At 57.3% G+C, this 17,599-nt stretch carries 13 protein-coding genes; 7 read left to right on the top strand and 6 right to left on the bottom strand.

The features are described from left to right. Window positions 1-23: 23 nt before the first annotated feature. Window positions 24-245 (bottom strand): cold shock-like protein CspD, encoded by a 222-nt coding sequence (gene cspD / locus F3J41_RS02670; RefSeq protein ID WP_058757774.1) that lies wholly within the window; start codon window positions 243-245, stop codon window positions 24-26. A 323-nt stretch (window positions 246-568) separates the two neighbouring features. Here cspD and clpS point away from each other — a divergent pair, with 323 nt between their 5' ends. After that, entirely contained in the window at window positions 569-889 is a 321-nt protein-coding gene (gene clpS / locus F3J41_RS02675; RefSeq protein WP_021508363.1) for an ATP-dependent Clp protease adapter ClpS, read from the top strand. Window positions 890-944: 55 nt separating this feature from the next. Continuing rightward, window positions 945-3,224: an ATP-dependent Clp protease ATP-binding subunit ClpA gene (clpA, locus tag F3J41_RS02680; protein ID WP_021508362.1), complete on the top strand. Its 2,280-nt coding sequence runs from the start codon at window positions 945-947 to the stop codon at window positions 3,222-3,224. Between the two features lie 93 nt (window positions 3,225-3,317). Here clpA and infA read toward each other — a convergent pair whose 3' ends face one another. From infA to trxB, 5 genes are all read right to left on the bottom strand, one after another. Then, a complete protein-coding gene (gene infA / locus F3J41_RS02685; RefSeq protein WP_002211347.1) occupies window positions 3,318-3,536 on the bottom strand; it encodes a translation initiation factor IF-1 in 219 nt (72 codons plus the stop codon). A 346-nt stretch (window positions 3,537-3,882) separates the two neighbouring features. After that, window positions 3,883-4,575, bottom strand: a complete 693-nt coding sequence (gene aat / locus F3J41_RS02690) for a leucyl/phenylalanyl-tRNA--protein transferase (protein WP_058769537.1) — start codon at window positions 4,573-4,575, stop codon at window positions 3,883-3,885. Between the two features lie 32 nt (window positions 4,576-4,607). Further along, window positions 4,608-6,338 (bottom strand): cysteine/glutathione ABC transporter ATP-binding protein/permease CydC, encoded by a 1,731-nt coding sequence (cydC, locus tag F3J41_RS02695; RefSeq protein ID WP_166709867.1) that lies wholly within the window; start codon window positions 6,336-6,338, stop codon window positions 4,608-4,610. Then, window positions 6,338-8,110 carry a cysteine/glutathione ABC transporter permease/ATP-binding protein CydD gene (gene cydD / locus F3J41_RS02700; protein WP_166709869.1) on the bottom strand — a complete coding sequence of 591 codons (1,773 nt, stop codon included), beginning with the start codon at window positions 8,108-8,110 and terminating at the stop codon, window positions 6,338-6,340. The genes cydC and cydD overlap by 1 nt, the downstream gene beginning before the upstream one ends. Before the next feature lie 145 nt (window positions 8,111-8,255). Then, complete coding sequence (gene trxB, locus F3J41_RS02705; RefSeq protein WP_058775366.1) at window positions 8,256-9,221, bottom strand: thioredoxin-disulfide reductase; 966 nt, start codon at window positions 9,219-9,221, stop codon at window positions 8,256-8,258. A 521-nt stretch (window positions 9,222-9,742) separates the two neighbouring features. On the opposite strand from trxB, the gene lrp reads away from it, so the two are divergent. From lrp to serS, 5 genes are all read left to right on the top strand, one after another. Beyond that, window positions 9,743-10,237, top strand: coding sequence for a leucine-responsive transcriptional regulator Lrp (gene lrp / locus F3J41_RS02710; protein WP_006118610.1), 495 nt, complete (start codon window positions 9,743-9,745; stop codon window positions 10,235-10,237). A gap of 119 nt (window positions 10,238-10,356) precedes the next feature. Continuing rightward, window positions 10,357-13,776 carry a DNA translocase FtsK 4TM domain-containing protein gene (locus F3J41_RS02715; RefSeq protein WP_166709871.1) on the top strand — a complete coding sequence of 1,140 codons (3,420 nt, stop codon included), beginning with the start codon at window positions 10,357-10,359 and terminating at the stop codon, window positions 13,774-13,776. A 173-nt stretch (window positions 13,777-13,949) separates the two neighbouring features. Beyond that, window positions 13,950-14,561, top strand: a complete 612-nt coding sequence (gene lolA / locus F3J41_RS02720) for an outer membrane lipoprotein chaperone LolA (protein ID WP_010618286.1) — start codon at window positions 13,950-13,952, stop codon at window positions 14,559-14,561. A gap of 7 nt (window positions 14,562-14,568) precedes the next feature. Then, the gene (locus tag F3J41_RS02725; protein ID WP_021508355.1) at window positions 14,569-15,915 is read left to right on the top strand and encodes a replication-associated recombination protein A; all 1,347 of its coding nucleotides are present in this window, start codon (window positions 14,569-14,571) and stop codon (window positions 15,913-15,915) included. A 97-nt stretch (window positions 15,916-16,012) separates the two neighbouring features. Beyond that, window positions 16,013-17,305: a serine--tRNA ligase gene (gene serS, locus F3J41_RS02730; protein ID WP_058757768.1), complete on the top strand. Its 1,293-nt coding sequence runs from the start codon at window positions 16,013-16,015 to the stop codon at window positions 17,303-17,305. Window positions 17,306-17,599: the final 294 nt, after the last annotated feature.

Here is a 17,599-nt window from a genome sequence, read left to right on the forward strand (position 1 = left end):
GAATGAGAGCAGACGCGCGCCCGTCAGGAGAGTGACGATGCTTCACAGGGCACAATCAGACTGGCATGGTTGCCTTTCGGGCCTTCATGGACATCGAACTGAACGTGCTGGCCCGCTTTCAGCGTTCTGTATCCCTCCATCTGAATCGTGGAGTAGTGTGCGAAGATATCGTCGCCGCCGCCAATCGGACAGATAAAGCCGAAGCCTTTGGCGTTGTTGAACCATTTAACAGTACCCGTCTCCATGCTTTTACTTCCCTCGCAAGACATTTTGATAAGTAGGTGAGGTCATTGAAGCTGTGAGTCGAGTTTGTTTAAAACTCAATCAGCTTGTGTAAGTAGAATGTAGAGAAACGGACCTTATCGTCAAGCAAACGGCCCTGGCGCACGGGGAGAAATTCATCAAAATTTGAGGCAGTTAACGCTATTGCAAATTTTGTGATACAGGTCGCGCATGCGCTTTCAGGACCGATTTTTGCCACAGGAAAAGCGGCTTGACAGGCGTGTTAAACTTGAGGTGAGAGCACAGAAATGTGCGCTACCGTAACGCAGAATTTCAACGGAACATTATGGCAAACACAAACGACTGGCTTAACTTTGAACATCTGGCCGAAGACAAAGTACGCGAAGGGTTAAAGCCGCCTTCAATGTATAAAGTCATTCTGAATAATGACGATTATACACCTATGGAATTTGTTATTGACGTTCTGCAAAAGTTCTTTTCTTATGATGTTGAACGTGCAACGCAACTGATGCTGAAAGTTCACTACCATGGAAAGGCAATCTGTGGTGTATTCACTGCAGAAGTGGCGGAGACCAAAGTCGCCCAGGTGAACAATTACGCGCGGGAAAATCAACATCCGTTGCTGTGTACGCTGGAAAAAGCCTGAAGCTGTCTCCATATAGGATTCAGTCCGTCAGAGCGATAATTGGGGGAGGTGCCAAATGCTCAATCAAGAACTGGAACTCAGTTTAAACATGGCTTTCGCCAGAGCGCGCGAGCACCGTCACGAGTTTATGACCGTCGAACATCTGTTGCTGGCGCTGCTCAGCAACCCGTCGGCCAGAGAGGCACTGGAAGCCTGTACGGTGGATATTGCGGCTCTGCGTCAGGAACTCGAAGCCTTCATCGAACAAACCACGCCGGTGCTGCCTGCCAGCGAAGAGGAGCGCGACACTCAGCCGACGCTCAGCTTCCAGCGTGTGCTGCAGCGTGCGGTCTTCCATGTCCAGTCATCCGGTCGCAGTGAAGTTTCCGGTGCGAACGTGCTGGTCGCCATTTTCAGCGAGCAGGAGTCGCAAGCGGCTTACCTGCTGCGCAAACACGAAGTGAGCCGCCTTGATGTGGTGAACTTCATCTCCCATGGTACGCGTAAAGACGAACCGGGCCAGCCGCAGAACAGCGCGGAAAATCCGGTTAACGAAGAGCAAGCAGGCGGGGAGGAACGTATGGAAAACTTCACCACCAATCTTAATCAGCTTGCTCGCGTCGGCGGAATTGACCCGCTGATCGGCCGCGATAAAGAGCTGGAACGGGCCATTCAGGTGCTGTGCCGTCGTCGCAAGAATAACCCGCTGCTGGTGGGCGAATCGGGCGTCGGTAAAACTGCGATTGCGGAAGGGCTCGCCTGGCGCATTGTGCAGGGTGACGTGCCGGAAGTGATGAAAGAGTGCACCATCTACTCGCTGGATATCGGTTCGCTGCTGGCCGGTACCAAATATCGCGGTGATTTTGAAAAACGTTTTAAAGCGCTGCTGAAACAGCTGGAACAGGATAACAACAGCATTCTGTTCATCGACGAGATCCACACCATTATCGGTGCCGGTGCGGCATCGGGCGGCCAGGTGGATGCGGCGAACCTGATCAAGCCGCTGCTTTCCAGCGGTAAAATCCGCGTGATGGGTTCCACGACCTATCAGGAGTTCAGCAATATCTTTGAGAAGGATCGTGCGCTGGCGCGCCGTTTCCAGAAAATTGATATTACTGAGCCATCGGTTGAAGAGACGGTACAAATTCTTAACGGGCTGAAGCCGAAGTACGAAGCGCATCACGATGTGCGCTACACCGCCAAAGCGGTACGTGCGGCGGTTGAGCTGGCGGTGAAGTACATCAATGATCGTCATCTGCCGGACAAGGCGATTGACGTGATCGATGAAGCCGGCGCGCGTGCGCGTCTGGTGCCGGTCAGCAAGCGCAAGAAAACCGTCAACGTGTCGGACATCGAATCCGTGGTAGCGCGCATCGCGCGTATTCCGGAGCAGAGCGTTTCGGCCACCGATCGCGATACGCTGAAAAATCTCGGCGACCGTCTGAAAATGCTGGTGTTTGGTCAGGACAACGCGATTGAAGCGCTGACTGAAGCCATCAAGATGAGCCGCGCGGGTCTGGGGCAGGAGCGTAAGCCAGTCGGGTCGTTCCTGTTTGCGGGTCCGACCGGGGTCGGTAAAACCGAGGTCACCGTGCAGCTGGCGAAGGCGCTGGGCATTGAACTGCTGCGCTTTGATATGTCCGAGTATATGGAGCGTCACACCGTCAGTCGTTTGATTGGTGCGCCTCCGGGCTACGTCGGCTTTGATCAGGGCGGTCTGCTGACCGATGCCGTCATCAAGCATCCGCACGCGGTGGTGCTGCTGGATGAGATCGAGAAAGCCCATCCGGATGTCTTCAACCTGCTGCTGCAGGTGATGGACAACGGGATGCTGACCGATAACAACGGCCGCAAAGCGGACTTCCGCAACGTGGTGCTGGTGATGACCACCAACGCCGGGGTGCGCGAGACCGAGCGTAAATCCATCGGCCTGATTCAGCAGGACAACAGCACCGACGCGATGGAAGAGATCAAAAAGATCTTTACGCCGGAGTTCCGTAACCGTCTCGACAACATTATCTGGTTCCGTCACCTCGATACTCAGGTGATCCATCAGGTGGTGGATAAATTTATTGTTGAGCTGCAGGCACAGCTGGATGCGAAAGGTGTGTCGCTGGAAGTCAGCGATGATGCGCGCGACTGGCTGGCCGAAAAAGGTTACGACAAAGCGATGGGCGCCCGTCCGATGGCGCGTACCGTGCAGGAAAACCTGAAGAAACCGCTGGCTAACGAGCTGCTGTTTGGCTCACTGGTAGATGGCGGATCGGTATCGGTTGGACTGGATAAAGAGAAAAACCAGCTCACCTATCACTTCATGAGCGCGGAAAAACGCAAAACCGAGGGCACCGTGCATTAAGCGGGTGCGCAGATAAGAAAAAGGCCGGATTAAAATCCGGCCTTTTTTTTCGCGCTTAGTTTACATCAGCAAACGCGAGGCGAGTGCAACAACTTAGCGACTACGGAAGACAATGCGGCCTTTGCTCAGGTCGTACGGGGTCAACTCGACAGTCACTTTGTCGCCCGTCAGGATGCGGATGTAGTTTTTACGCATTTTACCGGAGATATGAGCGGTAACCACGTGCCCGTTTTCAAGCTCTACGCGGAACATGGTGTTAGGTAACGTATCCAGTACGGTACCTTGCATTTCAATATTGTCTTCTTTGGCCATCGAATCCTCTGGGTGAACTACCAAACTGTTGAACCGGCAAGATAATGCCGAATTCCATGATTTATGTAAAGAAACGTTGGCTGTTTTTGCCAACGCTTCGCCGTGCGTCGCGCCGCTGCGCGTGCATTACGGATAAATTCGGGTGTTTTTGACGTCTGCGGGGGATTAGCGGGCTAAGAATCTGCAGCAATCGGCATCGGGTGCGCAACTGAAACAGCTTCGGGAACAGGGTGAGATTCCCAGCCTGGCAATTCCGGCTCGCCACAGCGAAGCGCGGACGACATACCAAACTCGCTTATTGTATCACTTTTGTCGGGAATTGTGTGCAAAACATCTGCGGGGACAGTCAAAAAAGGGTTTGTGTTTGCCAGCAGCCGGTCTGCACCGGTTGCCAGGCCAGCGTTTGCACGTATTGCAGATAATCGACGCGCGGAATTTCAACTGCGCCCAGCGAGGCGGTATGCGGATTCAGCACCTGACAATCGATCAGCCGTCCCTGATGCGCAATAAAGTGCTGTGAGAAAACCCACAGCGCGGTTTTGGAGGCGTTTTCCGCCCGGCTGAACATCGACTCGCCGCAAAAAATCTGTCCGAGCGCCAGGCCATACATGCCGCCAACCAGGCGTTGATCCTGCCAGACTTCGATTGAGTGCGCATGGCCCAGCTCATACAGGCGCAGCCAGGCGCGTTTCACTTCAAAGGTGATCCAGGTGCCTTCCTGACGCCCGCTGGCGCAACCTTCCACCACCTGAGCAAAGGCGTGATTCATGGTGACGCGATAGGGCGAACGGCGATGGAAGCGCGCCATGCTGCGGCTGAGATGAAACGACTCCGGCAGCAGGACCGCGCGTGGATCTGGCGACCACCATAAAATCGGATCGCCGGGCGAAAACCACGGAAAAATACCGCGCTGATAGGCATTCATCAGGCGGGCAGGGGAGAGATCGCCACCCATGGCCAGCAGGCCGTTTGGCTCACGCAGCGCCATCTCCGGCGGCGGGAAATTGAGCGAATCCCGGGAAAGTTGTACCAGTCTCATGGCGTCGGTCACCCTCAGGCTAAACGCATAGACTATAGCGCAAAGCGCTGCTGGAAACGCCAGTAGCGTCCCGCTTTTGAGATTAATTCGTCATGGCTGCCGGATTCGATAATCTGCCCACCGTCAAGCACACAGATGCGATCCATTTTTTCCAGTCCGCTCAGGCGATGCGTCACCATGATCAGCGTTTTTCCCAGGCTAACCTGCTGTAGCAACGTGAGAATCTGCTGCTCGGTCGCGGCATCCAGACCTTCGGTCGGCTCATCCAGCAGCCACAGATCGCCATCGTGCAGCAGCGCACGGGCAATCGCCAGCCGGCGCAGTTCACCGCCAGACAGCGGTCGGCCACCTTCACCCATCCACGCATTCAGCCCTTCGCTGTGCTGCGTCAGATGCGCCAGCCCAACCCGCTGCAATACGTCAATCAACTGTGCATCGCTGGCCTGTGGTGCTGCCAGCAGCAGATTAGCGCGCAGCGTCTGGCTGAACAGATGGACGCGCTGTGTGACAACGCTGATGCGCTGACGCAGGCTGGCTTCGTCCCACGCCGCCAGATCAATCCCGTTCAGGCGAATCGTGCCGCGCTGCGCTTCCCAGCCGCGCGTGATCAGCGCCAGCAGGCTGGATTTTCCGCAGCCGGTCGGGCCCAGCAGCGCCAGATGTTCACCGGCTGCTAACGTCAGGGAGAAATTGTGCAGCACCGCTTCTGGCCGCTGCGGATAGCTGAAATCGATCTGTTCCAGCGTCAGGCTGAGGCCGCGCTGCGTCGCAACCGGTTGTGTCGGGAAGTGAATGGCTGGCGGTTGATCGATGATCTCCTGTACGCGCTGCGCCGCGTGCGTCACCTGCGCCAGCGGCAGAAATGCGCCGGCTACCGGTGCCAGCGCTTCAAACGCGGCCAGCGCGCAAAACACAAACAGGGCAATCAGTGCACCCGGCGTGCTATTGGCGCCGACGCCGCTGGCGGCCAGCCACAGCAGCAGCGTAACGGTACTGCCGGCGATCAACGTAAGCAGGCTCTGCGCCAGCGCCTGCAGCCGGTGTTGTTGCTGCTGCGCCTGTTGCCACGCACGTTCTTCCTGATCCAGCCGCTGTCGCCACAGCGTCGCCGCGCCGTAAATCTGCAGCTCGGCCAGTCCGCTGAGCCAGTGCGTCAGTTGCAGGCGCCAGCGAGCCTGGTAACGGGCAATATGCGCGCCGGTGCGCGCGCCGAGCCGCCAGAATAGCGGCGGCATCAGCAGCAGCGTCAGCAACATAATCGCCCCGAGCAGCAGCGCCAGTCGCATATCGAGTAGCGCCAGCCCACAGGTCACCACCACAATCACCACCGCCGCACCCAGCAGTGGAGAAATAACGCGTAAATAGAGATGGTCGAGGGTATCGACATCGCTGACAAAGCGGTTCAGCAGTTCACCGTTGCGAAAGCGCGCCAGCTGCGCCGGTGCCAGCGCCATCAGCTGGCTGAAGGTAAAGACGCGCAGATGTTGCAGCACGCGGAAAGTGGCGTCGTGGCTCACCAGCCGTTCAAAATAGCGCGCGGCGGTGCGGGTGATTGCCGCGCCACGCACGCCGGCTGCGGGCAGCATGTAATTGAAGCTGTACAAGCCGGCGACGCCAGCCAGCGAAGAGGCAGCAAGAAACCAGCCGGACAGCGTCAGCAAGCCGATGCTGGCGAGCAGCGTGACAATCGCCAGCACCACGCCAAGACCTAAACGCCACGGATGGCGGCGATACAGGCGCAGGAAAGGCAGTAACGTGCGCATCAGGCAATCTCCTTCTGACGATGCTGCGCCAGCTCGCGCAGCGGGCCGGCTTCAGCGATCAGCTGTTGCCAGTGGCCCTGCTGCACCAGTTGTCCGGCCTGCATCACCCACACCTCATCCCATTGGTCGAGGGCGTGCAGCTGATGGGTAATCATTAACGTAGTTTGCTGCTGTGCGGCCTGCTGTAGCGCGCCCATCACGTGCTGCTCACTCTGGCTGTCGAGCCCGGATCCCGGTTCGTCCAGCAGCAGCAGGCGGGCCGGTTTCAGCAGCGCCCGCGCAACGGCGATGCGCTGTGCCTGCCCAACGGACAGGCCGATGCCGCCATCGCCAACTGGCGTATCCAGCCCCTGCGGCAGACGCGACAAAAATTCGCTGACGCCAGCGCGCTGCAGCACGGCGGTCAGCGTGGCCTCGTCCACCGGCGTGTCAGTGAGCTGGAGATTGTCACGCAGCGTCGCCGCCGGCAGCTGCGGATTTTGTCCTACCCAGGCCAGCTGCTGCTGCCAGCTGCTGCGGCTGATGTCGCGCAGTTCCTGGCCGTTAATGCACAGTGAACCCTGGTAGGGCAGAAAACCGAGCAGGACATTCATCAGCGCACTTTTTCCGGCGCCGCTTTGCCCGACCAGCGCCACGCGCTGACCGGGAGTAAGGCTGAAATTCAGCGGCTGTGACAGCGCCTCGCCGGTGGCGGTCATGATCACCAGATCCTGCGCCCGTAGGGAGAGTGGCGCGTCAGCACCCAGCGTCTGCGTGGCCGCCTGCGGCGCGCGCTGGGGCGTTTCGCGCAGGAAGGTATCCAGCGCGTCTGCGCCGCCCACCGCCTGCGCTTTGGCATGGTAAAAGGTGCCAAGATCGCGCAGCGGCTGGAAAAATTCGGGGGCAAGAATCAGCGCGAGGAAACCGGCAAACAGCGTCACGCCGGTGCCGTAGTGGCCAAAATTGAGTTCACCCAGGTACGAGAAGCCGAAATAGACCGCGACCACGGCAATCGCCAGCGAGGCGAAAAACTCCAGCACCGCAGAGGAGAGAAAGGCGAGGCGCAGCACTTCCATGGTGCGCTGACGAAAATCCTGCGTAGTGGCGGCAATCGCCTGCTGCTCAGCGTCCGCGCGGTGAAACAGGCGCAGCGTTTCGCGTCCGCGCAGACGGTCATAGAAATCGCCGCTCAGACGCGCCAGCGCAAGAAAATTACGCCGGTTGGCATCGGCCGCACCCATGCCGACCAGCGCCATAAACAGCGGAATCAGCGGCGCGGTCGCCAGCAGAATCAGTCCGGCAGCCCAGTTTATAGGGAAAACGGCGATCAGGATGGCGCAGGGCACAAACACCGCCAGCGACATCTGCGGCAGATAGCGCGCGTAATACTCCTGCATCTCTTCAATCTGTTCCAGCAGCAGCGTTGCCCAGCTCCCGGCCGGTTTGCCCTGAATCCAGGCCGGACCGAGCGCGTTCAGCCGGTCCAGCACCTGTTGCCGCAGTGCACGGCGAATCGCCACGCCAGCCCTGAAACCGGCCATCTCACGACCATAGTGCAGCGCGGCGCGCAGTGCGAAGCACAGCAGTAGTAACAGGAAATCACTCACCAGTTCAGCGCGGGGTTGCTGTTCCACCAGCAGTTTTTGCAGCAGGGAGGCCAGTAGCCAGGCCTGGGCGATGAGAATTAACGCCGCAGCAAAACCTGCCAGCGAGGCCAGTCGCAGGCTGCGTGCGCCATGATGACGTTGCTGGCGTAACCAGCGCAGCAGTTCGTGTTGCCGTGATTTGTTCATGCGAAGCCGTTTGATCACCGTGACGAGAGGCAAAATCCGACGCTAAATGCCGGACAGACGGGTGGCAGAACTGTAGCACGCAGGCGATAAAAAAGGCGACCAAAAGTGGCCGCCTCAGTGCAATTATGATCAGATAATTAACAACTTACTTATCGTTTTTAACCAGACCATCCAGATAACGTTCCGCATCCAGCGCGGCCATACAGCCGGTACCGGCAGAGGTAATGGCCTGACGATAGATGTGGTCCATTACGTCACCGGCAGCGAACACGCCCGGCACGCTGGTCTGCGTCGCATTGCCCTGCAGGCCGGACTGCACTTTGATATAGCCGTTTTCCAGATCCAGCTGGCCATCGAAAATCGCCGTGTTCGGACTATGACCGATGGCGACAAACAGGCCCGCCACTTCCAGTGAGAGCGGAGCTTCACCTTTGGTTGACGAAAGTTTCAACCCGGTGACGCCCATCTGATCGCCTACCACCTCGTCCAGCGCGCGGTCAGTGTGCAGCACGATGTTGCCGTTACGCACTTTCTCCATCAGGCGGTCAATCAGGATTTTCTCAGCGCGGAAGCTGTCACGACGGTGAATCAGGTGCACTTCAGAAGCGATGTTCGCCAGATAGAGCGCCTCTTCAACGGCCGTGTTACCGCCGCCAATAACCGCGACTTTTTGGTTGCGATAGAAGAAACCATCACAGGTGGCGCAGGCCGATACCCCTTTGCCTTTGAATGCCTCTTCTGACGGCAGGCCAAGGTAGCGCGCTGAGGCACCGGTCGCGATGATCAGCGCATCCGCCGTGTATTCGCCGCTGTCGCCGGTCAGGCGGAACGGACGGTTCTGCAAATCAACCGTGTGAATATGGTCAAAGATGATTTCGGTGTTGAACTTCTCAGCATGCTCCTGCATGCGTTCCATCAGCGCAGGGCCGGTCAGATCGTGCGGGTCGCCCGGCCAGTTTTCGACTTCAGTCGTGGTGGTGAGCTGGCCGCCTTTTTCCAGTCCGGTAATCAATACCGGGTTCAGGTTAGCGCGGGCGGCATAAACCGCTGCGGTGTAACCGGCAGGGCCGGAGCCCAGAATGAGCAGCTTACTGTGTTTGGCCGTACTCATGCGTTCCTCAGTGTGTGTCTGACAACATAGTTTTCGATTGTAGGGAAATTACTGTCGCAAAAAAAGGTTTCAGCAATTTTGTTAACAATCACTGCAAGCGGCGTAGACGATGAATGGCAATTCTGCACGCGCGCTGCGCCAAAAGGGGGCATTGCTCGGCAATTTGTGGTGCAGCTGTATAAAAATTCTCATTTAAAAACAGCAACCCAGTACGCTGTCTGGCATCTTGTACTGAATTTGGATGTTTTACTTTGACAATCGCCTGCGCTTTTGCGAAAACATTGTCAGAAGCAGAGAAAATTTAGCGGTTCGAAACAGAATTTCAGCTCTGTTTTGCGCAATTTCGCCAAATAAACTCAGCCTGACATTGGTAATGACGCATGATGTGGACAGACAGCATGCGTCATACGGATGGTCGCGTTACTGCACAGGCTTAAAGACTTCACTTCAGTAAGGCCCTGAACATTGAACGTTTTCAGGGTTTGGCAGGTAAAGGGAAGGAATTAAGAGAGACAATAATAATGGTAGACAACAAGAAACGCCCCGGAAAAGATCTGGATCGGATCGACAGAAATATTCTGAATGAACTGCAGAAAGACGGTCGTATTTCCAACGTTGAGCTTTCAAAACGTGTCGGCCTCTCGCCAACACCTTGTCTTGAACGCGTACGTCGCCTGGAACGTCAGGGTTTCATTCTGGGCTACACCGCGCAGCTGAACCCGCACTATCTCGATGCTTCACTGCTGGTATTCGTTGAGATTACTCTGAATCGCGGCGCGCCGGATGTGTTTGAACAATTTAACGCCGCCGTACAAAAACTTGAGGAAACTCAAGAATGTCACCTCGTTTCCGGTGACTTTGACTACCTGTTGAAAACCCGCGTGCCGGATATGTCCGCCTACCGTAAACTGCTGGGTGAGACCTTGCTGCGCCTGCCGGGCGTCAACGACACCCGTACCTATGTGGTGATGGAAGAGGTCAAACAGAGCAATCGTCTGGTGATTAAGACCCGGTAACGCAGGGCAGGTGCAAAGCTTGCAGGATTTCGGTACACTCCTGTGAATTCATACAGGACCAGCGTCAGGCAAGCCTGGCGCTGTTGCCTTCTTAATTTACAGGCACCTGGAGAGTTCTCTTGAGCCAGGAATATACAGAAGATAAAGACGTTTCATTACAACCACTGAGCAGCGGACGTCGGCTGCTGGAAGCGTTGCTCATCCTGGTGGCCTTGTTTGCCATCTATCTGATGGTGTCGCTGGTTAGCTTTAATCCCTCCGATCCCAGCTGGTCACAAACCGCCTGGCACGAGCCGATCCACAATCTGGGCGGCAGCGTGGGCGCATGGCTGGCCGATACCCTGCTGTTTATTTTTGGTGTGATGGCCTACGCCATTCCGCCAGTGATTATTGGTCTGTGCTGGATTACCTTCCGTCAGCGCGATCGTCAGGATTACATCGACTATTTTGCGGTGGGCCTGCGGCTGATTGGCGTGCTGGCGCTGGTAGTGACTACCTGCGGACTGGCTGCGCTGAACGTGGACGATATCTGGTATTTTGCCTCTGGCGGCGTAATTGGCAGCCTGGTGAGCAATGCGATGGCGCCGTGGTTCAGCGGTGCCGGTGGCACGCTGACGCTGCTGTGCGTCTGGGCGGCGGGTATCACGCTTTATACCGGCTGGTCCTGGCTGGCGATTGCCGAGAAGATCGGCAGCGTGGTGATGGGCGTGCTGACCTTTGCCAGCAACCGCTCGCGCCATGATGAACCCTGGCAGGAAGAAGACGACTACGACGAGGCGCACCCCGACGACGCGGTTCCGCCACTGCGCGCTGCGCCGGCTCAGGACGACGAAGATGACGTACTGCTGGCTAAGCCCCGACAGGTAGCGGAACCTGTGGCTGAAGTCGCCAGCGACGATCCCCTGCTGGCGAAAGCCAGTGCGGCTACCGCGGCTGCGCTGGCCGCCACCAGTGACGCCGCACGTCAGGTGCCGTCCGTCGCTGCACCTGAGCCATCCGCACCGGCGGTAAACGTAGCTCCACAACCTGCGCCGTCACAGCTGGCTGCGGCTGCTCCGGCATCGATATCTGTTGCCAGCGCGCCTGCGGCGCCAGCTATTCCGCCAGCAGAGCCCGCGACAGCGGCTCCTCCGTTATACCGCTTCGAAGTGCCTGCTTCACCGGCCGCCGACGCCTTCTCGCTCGCTGAAGAAGACGATGGCCCGCGCATGGGTAACTGGCAGAGTGCCGATCAGGCCGCCACACCGCTGAATACGGCAGCCGCTGCCGCACTCGGTTCAGCGACGGCCGCCGCTGCTGCCCGCTCTGCGGCTTACACGCCAGCCTTTGATGTGGTGCCGGAGCGCGATTACAATCCGCAGGTGAAACAGGGTATTGGTCCGGAACTGCCGCGTCCTAACAAGGTTAAGCTGCCAACCCGGCGTGAGCTGGCCTCATACGGTATCAAACTGCCATCGCAACGCATGGCAGAAGAGAAGGCACGTGAAGAGGCCGACCAGCAGCAGCCGGAAATCAGCGCCAGCTGGCAAGTGCCACAGCCGCACGATGATGATAATGCTGCGCTGCAGGAAGCCCAGTTGCGCGAAGCGTTCCATTCGCAGCAGCAGCAGCGGTACGGCGACAGCTGGCAGCAGCAGCCGGCAGAGGAAGAAGATGAAGAGGCGCTGCAGCAGGCCCAGCTGGCGCAGCAGTTTGCTCAGCAGCAGCAACAGCGTTACAGCCAGCCTGAGCAGGAGAGCGCGCCGGTATTTAATCTGGATACCTCAGCCGCGTTTGATTTCTCTCCGATGAAAGATCTGGTTGATGACACGCCGAGCGAACCGCTGTTTACCATTGCCGCCACGCCAGAGCCGGACGTTCCGGCCCAGTGGCAGCAGCCAGCGGCACCTGAGCCGGCGGTACCCGCATCGCTGAGTGAGGAAACCAGCCCGTGGTCAACGCCAGACGACGAGGTTTACGCCGCGCCGGCTGAAACGCCGAAGCCTGTCGCCCCTGCGCAGGACAGCCTGTTCCACCCCTTCCTGGTGCGTCACGAACAGCCGCTGGAGAAACCTTCCACGCCGCTGCCGACGCTGGATCTGCTGACGTCGCCGCCGGCCGAAGAGGAGCCGGTGGATATGTTCGCACTGGAACAGACCGCGCGTCTGGTTGAAGCGCGTCTGGCGGATTACCGCGTAAAAGCCGAAGTGGTGGGCATCTCTCCGGGGCCGGTAATCACCCGCTTTGAACTGGATCTGGCACCGGGCGTCAAGGCGGCACGTATTTCTAACCTGTCGCGCGACCTGGCACGTTCGCTCTCTGCCGTTGCGGTGCGTGTGGTTGAGGTGATTCCGGGCAAGCCTTATGTCGGCCTGGAGCTCCCCAATAAACATCGTCAGACCGTCTACCTGCGTGAGGTGCTGGACTGCGATAAGTTCCGCGATAACCCTTCGCCGCTGTCGGTGGTGCTGGGTAAAGATATTTCTGGTCAACCCGTGGTGGCCGATCTGGCGAAGATGCCGCACCTGCTGGTGGCCGGTACCACCGGTTCAGGTAAGTCGGTTGGCGTCAACACCATGATCATCAGCATGCTGTATAAAGCCACGCCGGAAGAAGTGCGCTTTATCATGATCGACCCGAAAATGCTCGAGCTGTCAGTGTATGAGGGCATTCCCCATCTGCTGACGGAAGTGGTCACCGACATGAAAGACGCGGCTAACGCGCTGCGCTGGAGTGTGGTCGAAATGGAGCGCCGCTATAAGCTGATGTCTGCGCTGGGCGTGCGTAATCTGGCCGGCTATAACGAGAAGATCGAGCAGGCGGCCGCAATGGGCCGGCCAATTCCGGATCCGTTCTGGAAACCGGGCGACAGCATGGACACCACGCCGCCGGTGCTGGAAAAACTGCCGTACATTGTGGTGCTGGTTGATGAGTTCGCTGACCTGATGATGGCGGTGGGCAAAAAGGTCGAAGAGCTGATTGCCCGCCTGGCACAGAAAGCCCGTGCGGCAGGTATTCACCTGGTGCTGGCTACCCAGCGTCCATCGGTGGATGTGATTACCGGCCTGATTAAAGCCAACATTCCGACGCGCATCGCCTTTACCGTGTCCAGTAAAATTGACTCGCGTACCATTCTCGATCAGGGCGGTGCGGAATCCCTGCTGGGTATGGGTGACATGCTCTACATGCCACCTAACTCGTCCATGCCGGTACGTGTTCACGGCGCCTTTGTGCGTGACCAGGAAGTGCATGCAGTCGTGCAGGACTGGAAAGCGCGTGGGCGACCGCAGTACATCGACAGCATTACCGCCGGTGAAGAGAGTGAAAGCGGTGCTGGCGGACTGGACGGCGATGAAGAGCTGGATCCGCTGTTTGACCAGGCGGTGGCGTTCGTGGTGGAGAAACGCCGCGCGTCGATCTCCGGCGTGCAGCGCCAGTTCCGTATCGGCTACAACCGTGCGGCGCGGATTATCGAACAGATGGAGGCGCAGGGCATTGTCTCGGAGCCGGGCCATAACGGTAACCGTGAAGTGCTGTCACCGCCACCTCACGAAATGTAAGACTTTTCTCCGCAGTGTTATGCCGGGCCAGTGTAAACTGGCCCGTTGTTTATCTGTGGTCCGATCCCCATATCATTGGGAGCTTTCGGCTTTTTCTCCTGTCGAACTGACGGAGCGGCGACTACGGTTAATGCAGTAAGTGTCAGGAAACCATGAATAAGGAATCGTATCAGATGAAATTTCGCGTTATTGCCTGTGGCCTGCTGGCCGGTTTTGTTGCTTCTTCTGCCCTGGCGGATGCTTCCAGCGATCTGCAGCAGCGCCTTAATAAAGTGAACAGCTTCCATGCCAGCTTCAGTCAGAAGGTGACTGACGGTAGCGGCGCAAATGTGCAGGACGGCGAAGGCGAACTGTGGGTAAAACGTCCGAGCCTGTTTAACTGGCACATGACTGCACCGGACGAAAGCGTGATTATCTCCGACGGTAAAAATCTGTGGTTCTATAATCCTTTTGTGGAACAGGCGAGCGTAAGCCTGCTGCAGAATGCCACCAGCAACACGCCGTTTATGCTGATTGCGCGTAACCAGCCCTCTGACTGGCAGCAGTACAACATTAAGCAGCAGGGTGATAATTTTGAGCTGACGCCTAAAAGCAGCGATGGCAACCTGAAACAGTTCACCATCAATGTCACTTCCGCAGGCACCATCAATCAGTTCAGCGCGATCGAGCAGGATGGACAGCGCAGCAGCTATCAGCTGAAGAGCCAGAAAAACGGCGCTATCAGCCCGGATAAATTCACCTTTACGCCGCCAAAAGGGGTAACGGTGGACGATCAACGTCAGTGAGGTGAGGGTGAGTAACCTGTCGCTGGATTTTGCACCGTCAAATGAGTTCAGACCGCTGGCTGCGCGTATGCGGCCAGCGACGCTGCAGCAATATATTGGTCAGCAGCATCTGCTCGCGGCCGGTAAACCGTTGCCGCGCGCTATTGAGGCGGGTCAGCTGCACTCCATGATCTTATGGGGACCGCCGGGTACCGGTAAAACCACGCTGGCGGAGATTATTGCGCATTACGGCAAAGCCGACGTCGAACGCATTTCAGCGGTGACTTCCGGCGTTAAAGAGATCCGCGAGGCCATTGAGCGCGCGCGGCAGAACCGCCAGGTGGGGCGTCGCACTATTCTGTTTGTTGATGAGGTGCATCGCTTCAACAAGAGCCAGCAGGATGCGTTTCTGCCACACATTGAAGATGGCACCATCACCTTCATTGGCGCAACCACGGAAAATCCCTCCTTTGAACTGAACTCGGCACTGCTGTCGCGCGCCCGCGTTTATCTGCTTAAATCGCTGACCAGCGCGGATATCGAACAGGTGCTGGATCAGGCGATGCAGGATAAAACACGCGGTTACGGCGACAGCGATATTCTGTTACCGGACAATACCCGGCGCATGATCGCTGAACTGGTCAACGGTGATGCACGACGCGCACTGAATACGCTGGAAATGATGGCCGATATGGCTGAGCTCAATGCGCAGGGACAGCGGGAGCTAACGCCACAGCTGCTGAATGAAGTATCGGGTGAACGCGCGGCGCGTTTCGATAACAAAGGCGACCGCTTTTACGATCTCATCTCGGCACTGCACAAATCGGTTCGTGGTTCAGCCCCGGATGCGGCGCTTTACTGGTACGCGCGCATCATCACTGCCGGTGGCGATCCGCTGTACGTGGCGCGGCGGCTGCTGGCGATTGCTTCGGAAGATGTCGGTAATGCTGATCCGCGCGCCATGCAGGTAGCAATTGCCGCGTGGGACTGTTTTACCCGCGTCGGGCCTGCGGAAGGGGAACGTGCAATTGCCCAGGCAATTGTTTATCTGGCCTGTGCGCCAAAAAGCAATGCTGTTTATACCGCCTTCAAAGCGGCGATGCGTGATGCGCGTGAGTTCCCGGATTACGATGTGCCGGAACATCTGCGTAATGCACCGACGAAGCTGATGAAAGAGATGGGCCTCGGCAAAGAGTACCGTTACGCGCATGACGAACCCAATGCCTATGCGGCCGGCGAGGTGTTTTTCCCGCCGGAAATGGCGCAGACGCGCTACTATCAACCCACCAATCGTGGCCTTGAAAGCAAGATCGGTGAAAAACTCGCCTGGCTTGCTGAACAGGATCAAAATAGCCCGATAAAACGCTACCGCTGATAAACGCGTTACGGTAAGGTGAGCAAGGATTTCAATGCATTCCGGTGGAATGCATCCCTCCATTCGTTCAATCAACCTTTTATTACACAGGATAAGCATGCTCGATCCCAATCTGCTGCGTAATGAGCCAGACGCAGTCGCAGAAAAACTGGCACGCCGGGGATTTAAACTGGATGTGGATACGCTGCGCTCCCTCGAAGAGCGTCGTAAGGTTTTGCAGGTAGAAACTGAAAACCTGCAGGCTGAGCGTAACTCCCGCTCCAAATCCATCGGTCAGGCCAAAGCACGTGGGGAAGATATCGAGCCGCTGCGTCAGGAAGTGAACGCGCTGGGCGAACGCCTGGATGCGGCGAAAGCAGAGCTGGATACCCTGCAGAACGAAATTCGTGACTTTGCGCTTGCGCTGCCTAACCTGCCGGCCGACGAAGTGCCGCTGGGTAAAGATGACAGCGAAAACCAGGAAGTGAGCCGCTGGGGCCAGCCGCGCCAATTCGATTTCCCGGTGAAAGACCATGTGGAGCTGGGTGAAGCGGTCAAAGGGCTGGATTTCGCCTCGGCGGTGAAACTGACCGGTTCGCGCTTTATCGTGATGCAGGGCCAGATTGCTCGTCTGCATCGCGCGCTGAGCCAGTTCATGATCGATCTGCACAGCCAGCAGCACGGTTATCTGGAAACTTACGTGCCATATCTGGTGAACCACGAGACGCTGTACGGTACCGGTCAGTTACCAAAATTTGGTGAGGATCTGTTCCATACCAAACCGCTGGGCGAAGAAGCAGGCAGCAGCAACTATGCGCTGATCCCGACCGCCGAAGTGCCGCTGACTAACCTGGTGCGCGATGAGATCGTTGAAGAGGAATCTCTGCCGATCAAACTCACTGCCCACACGCCTTGCTTCCGTTCCGAAGCCGGTTCTTACGGACGCGATACGCGCGGTTTGATCCGTATGCACCAGTTCGACAAAGTGGAGATGGTGCAGATCGTCGCACCGGAAACCTCCATGGACGCGCTGGAAGAGCTGGTCGGCCATGCGGAGAAAGTGCTGCAGCTGCTGAACCTGCCGTACCGTAAAGTGCTGCTGTGCACCGGCGACATGGGCTTCGGCTCAGCCAAAACCTATGACCTGGAAGTCTGGCTGCCGGCGCAGGACACCTACCGTGAAATCTCCTCCTGCTCGAATATGTGGGATTTCCAGGCGCGCCGCATGCAGGCTCGCTGCCGCAGCAAAACGGACAAAAAACCGCGTCTGGTGCACACGCTGAATGGTTCAGGCCTGGCGGTGGGGCGTACGCTGGTGGCCGTGCTGGAAAACTATCAGCAGGCGGATGGTCGTATTACAGTGCCGGACGTGCTGCGCCCGTATATGGGCGGGCTGGAATATATCGGCTAACAGGCATTCATGCACAAACCCGGCTCAGGCCGGGTTTTTTATTTCTTAAGCGCGTCAGCCATTATTTTTTAACCGGAATTAATCAGAAATAAACGTTATCGTCATCGTTGCGCGTCAAACCATCAAAAATGTATAAATTCATGTAGATAGATTCAGATATAAGACCTTTCTCAAGCCCTGTAACCCGCTGAAGATAAAAATAATAAATTGTTCAGCAGCAAAATGTGCGGCGCTGTTTTTTTGCACATTGACTTTGCCATCGTCAATGGCAAACTGCGCGCAAATCTGTTCATT

The organism is Pantoea sp. Ap-870 (assembly GCF_011752515.1).
Classification (GTDB): domain Bacteria; phylum Pseudomonadota; class Gammaproteobacteria; order Enterobacterales; family Enterobacteriaceae; genus Pantoea; species Pantoea dispersa.

What these genes read in the sequence shown, in the direction of transcription:
- cydC (WP_166709867.1), bottom strand. Translation starts at nt 6,338, where the DNA reads ATGCGCACGTTACTGCCTTTCCTGCGCCTGTATCGCCGCCATCCGTGG.
- clpA (WP_021508362.1), top strand. Translation starts at nt 945, where the DNA reads ATGCTCAATCAAGAACTGGAACTCAGTTTAAACATGGCTTTCGCCAGA.
- lolA (WP_010618286.1), top strand. Translation starts at nt 13,950, where the DNA reads ATGAAATTTCGCGTTATTGCCTGTGGCCTGCTGGCCGGTTTTGTTGCT.
- cydD (WP_166709869.1), bottom strand. Translation starts at nt 8,110, where the DNA reads ATGAACAAATCACGGCAACACGAACTGCTGCGCTGGTTACGCCAGCAA.
- lrp (WP_006118610.1), top strand. Translation starts at nt 9,743, where the DNA reads ATGGTAGACAACAAGAAACGCCCCGGAAAAGATCTGGATCGGATCGAC.
- cspD (WP_058757774.1), bottom strand. Translation starts at nt 245, where the DNA reads ATGGAGACGGGTACTGTTAAATGGTTCAACAACGCCAAAGGCTTCGGC.
- trxB (WP_058775366.1), bottom strand. Translation starts at nt 9,221, where the DNA reads ATGAGTACGGCCAAACACAGTAAGCTGCTCATTCTGGGCTCCGGCCCT.
- infA (WP_002211347.1), bottom strand. Translation starts at nt 3,536, where the DNA reads ATGGCCAAAGAAGACAATATTGAAATGCAAGGTACCGTACTGGATACG.
- aat (WP_058769537.1), bottom strand. Translation starts at nt 4,575, where the DNA reads ATGAGACTGGTACAACTTTCCCGGGATTCGCTCAATTTCCCGCCGCCG.
- clpS (WP_021508363.1), top strand. Translation starts at nt 569, where the DNA reads ATGGCAAACACAAACGACTGGCTTAACTTTGAACATCTGGCCGAAGAC.
- serS (WP_058757768.1), top strand. Translation starts at nt 16,013, where the DNA reads ATGCTCGATCCCAATCTGCTGCGTAATGAGCCAGACGCAGTCGCAGAA.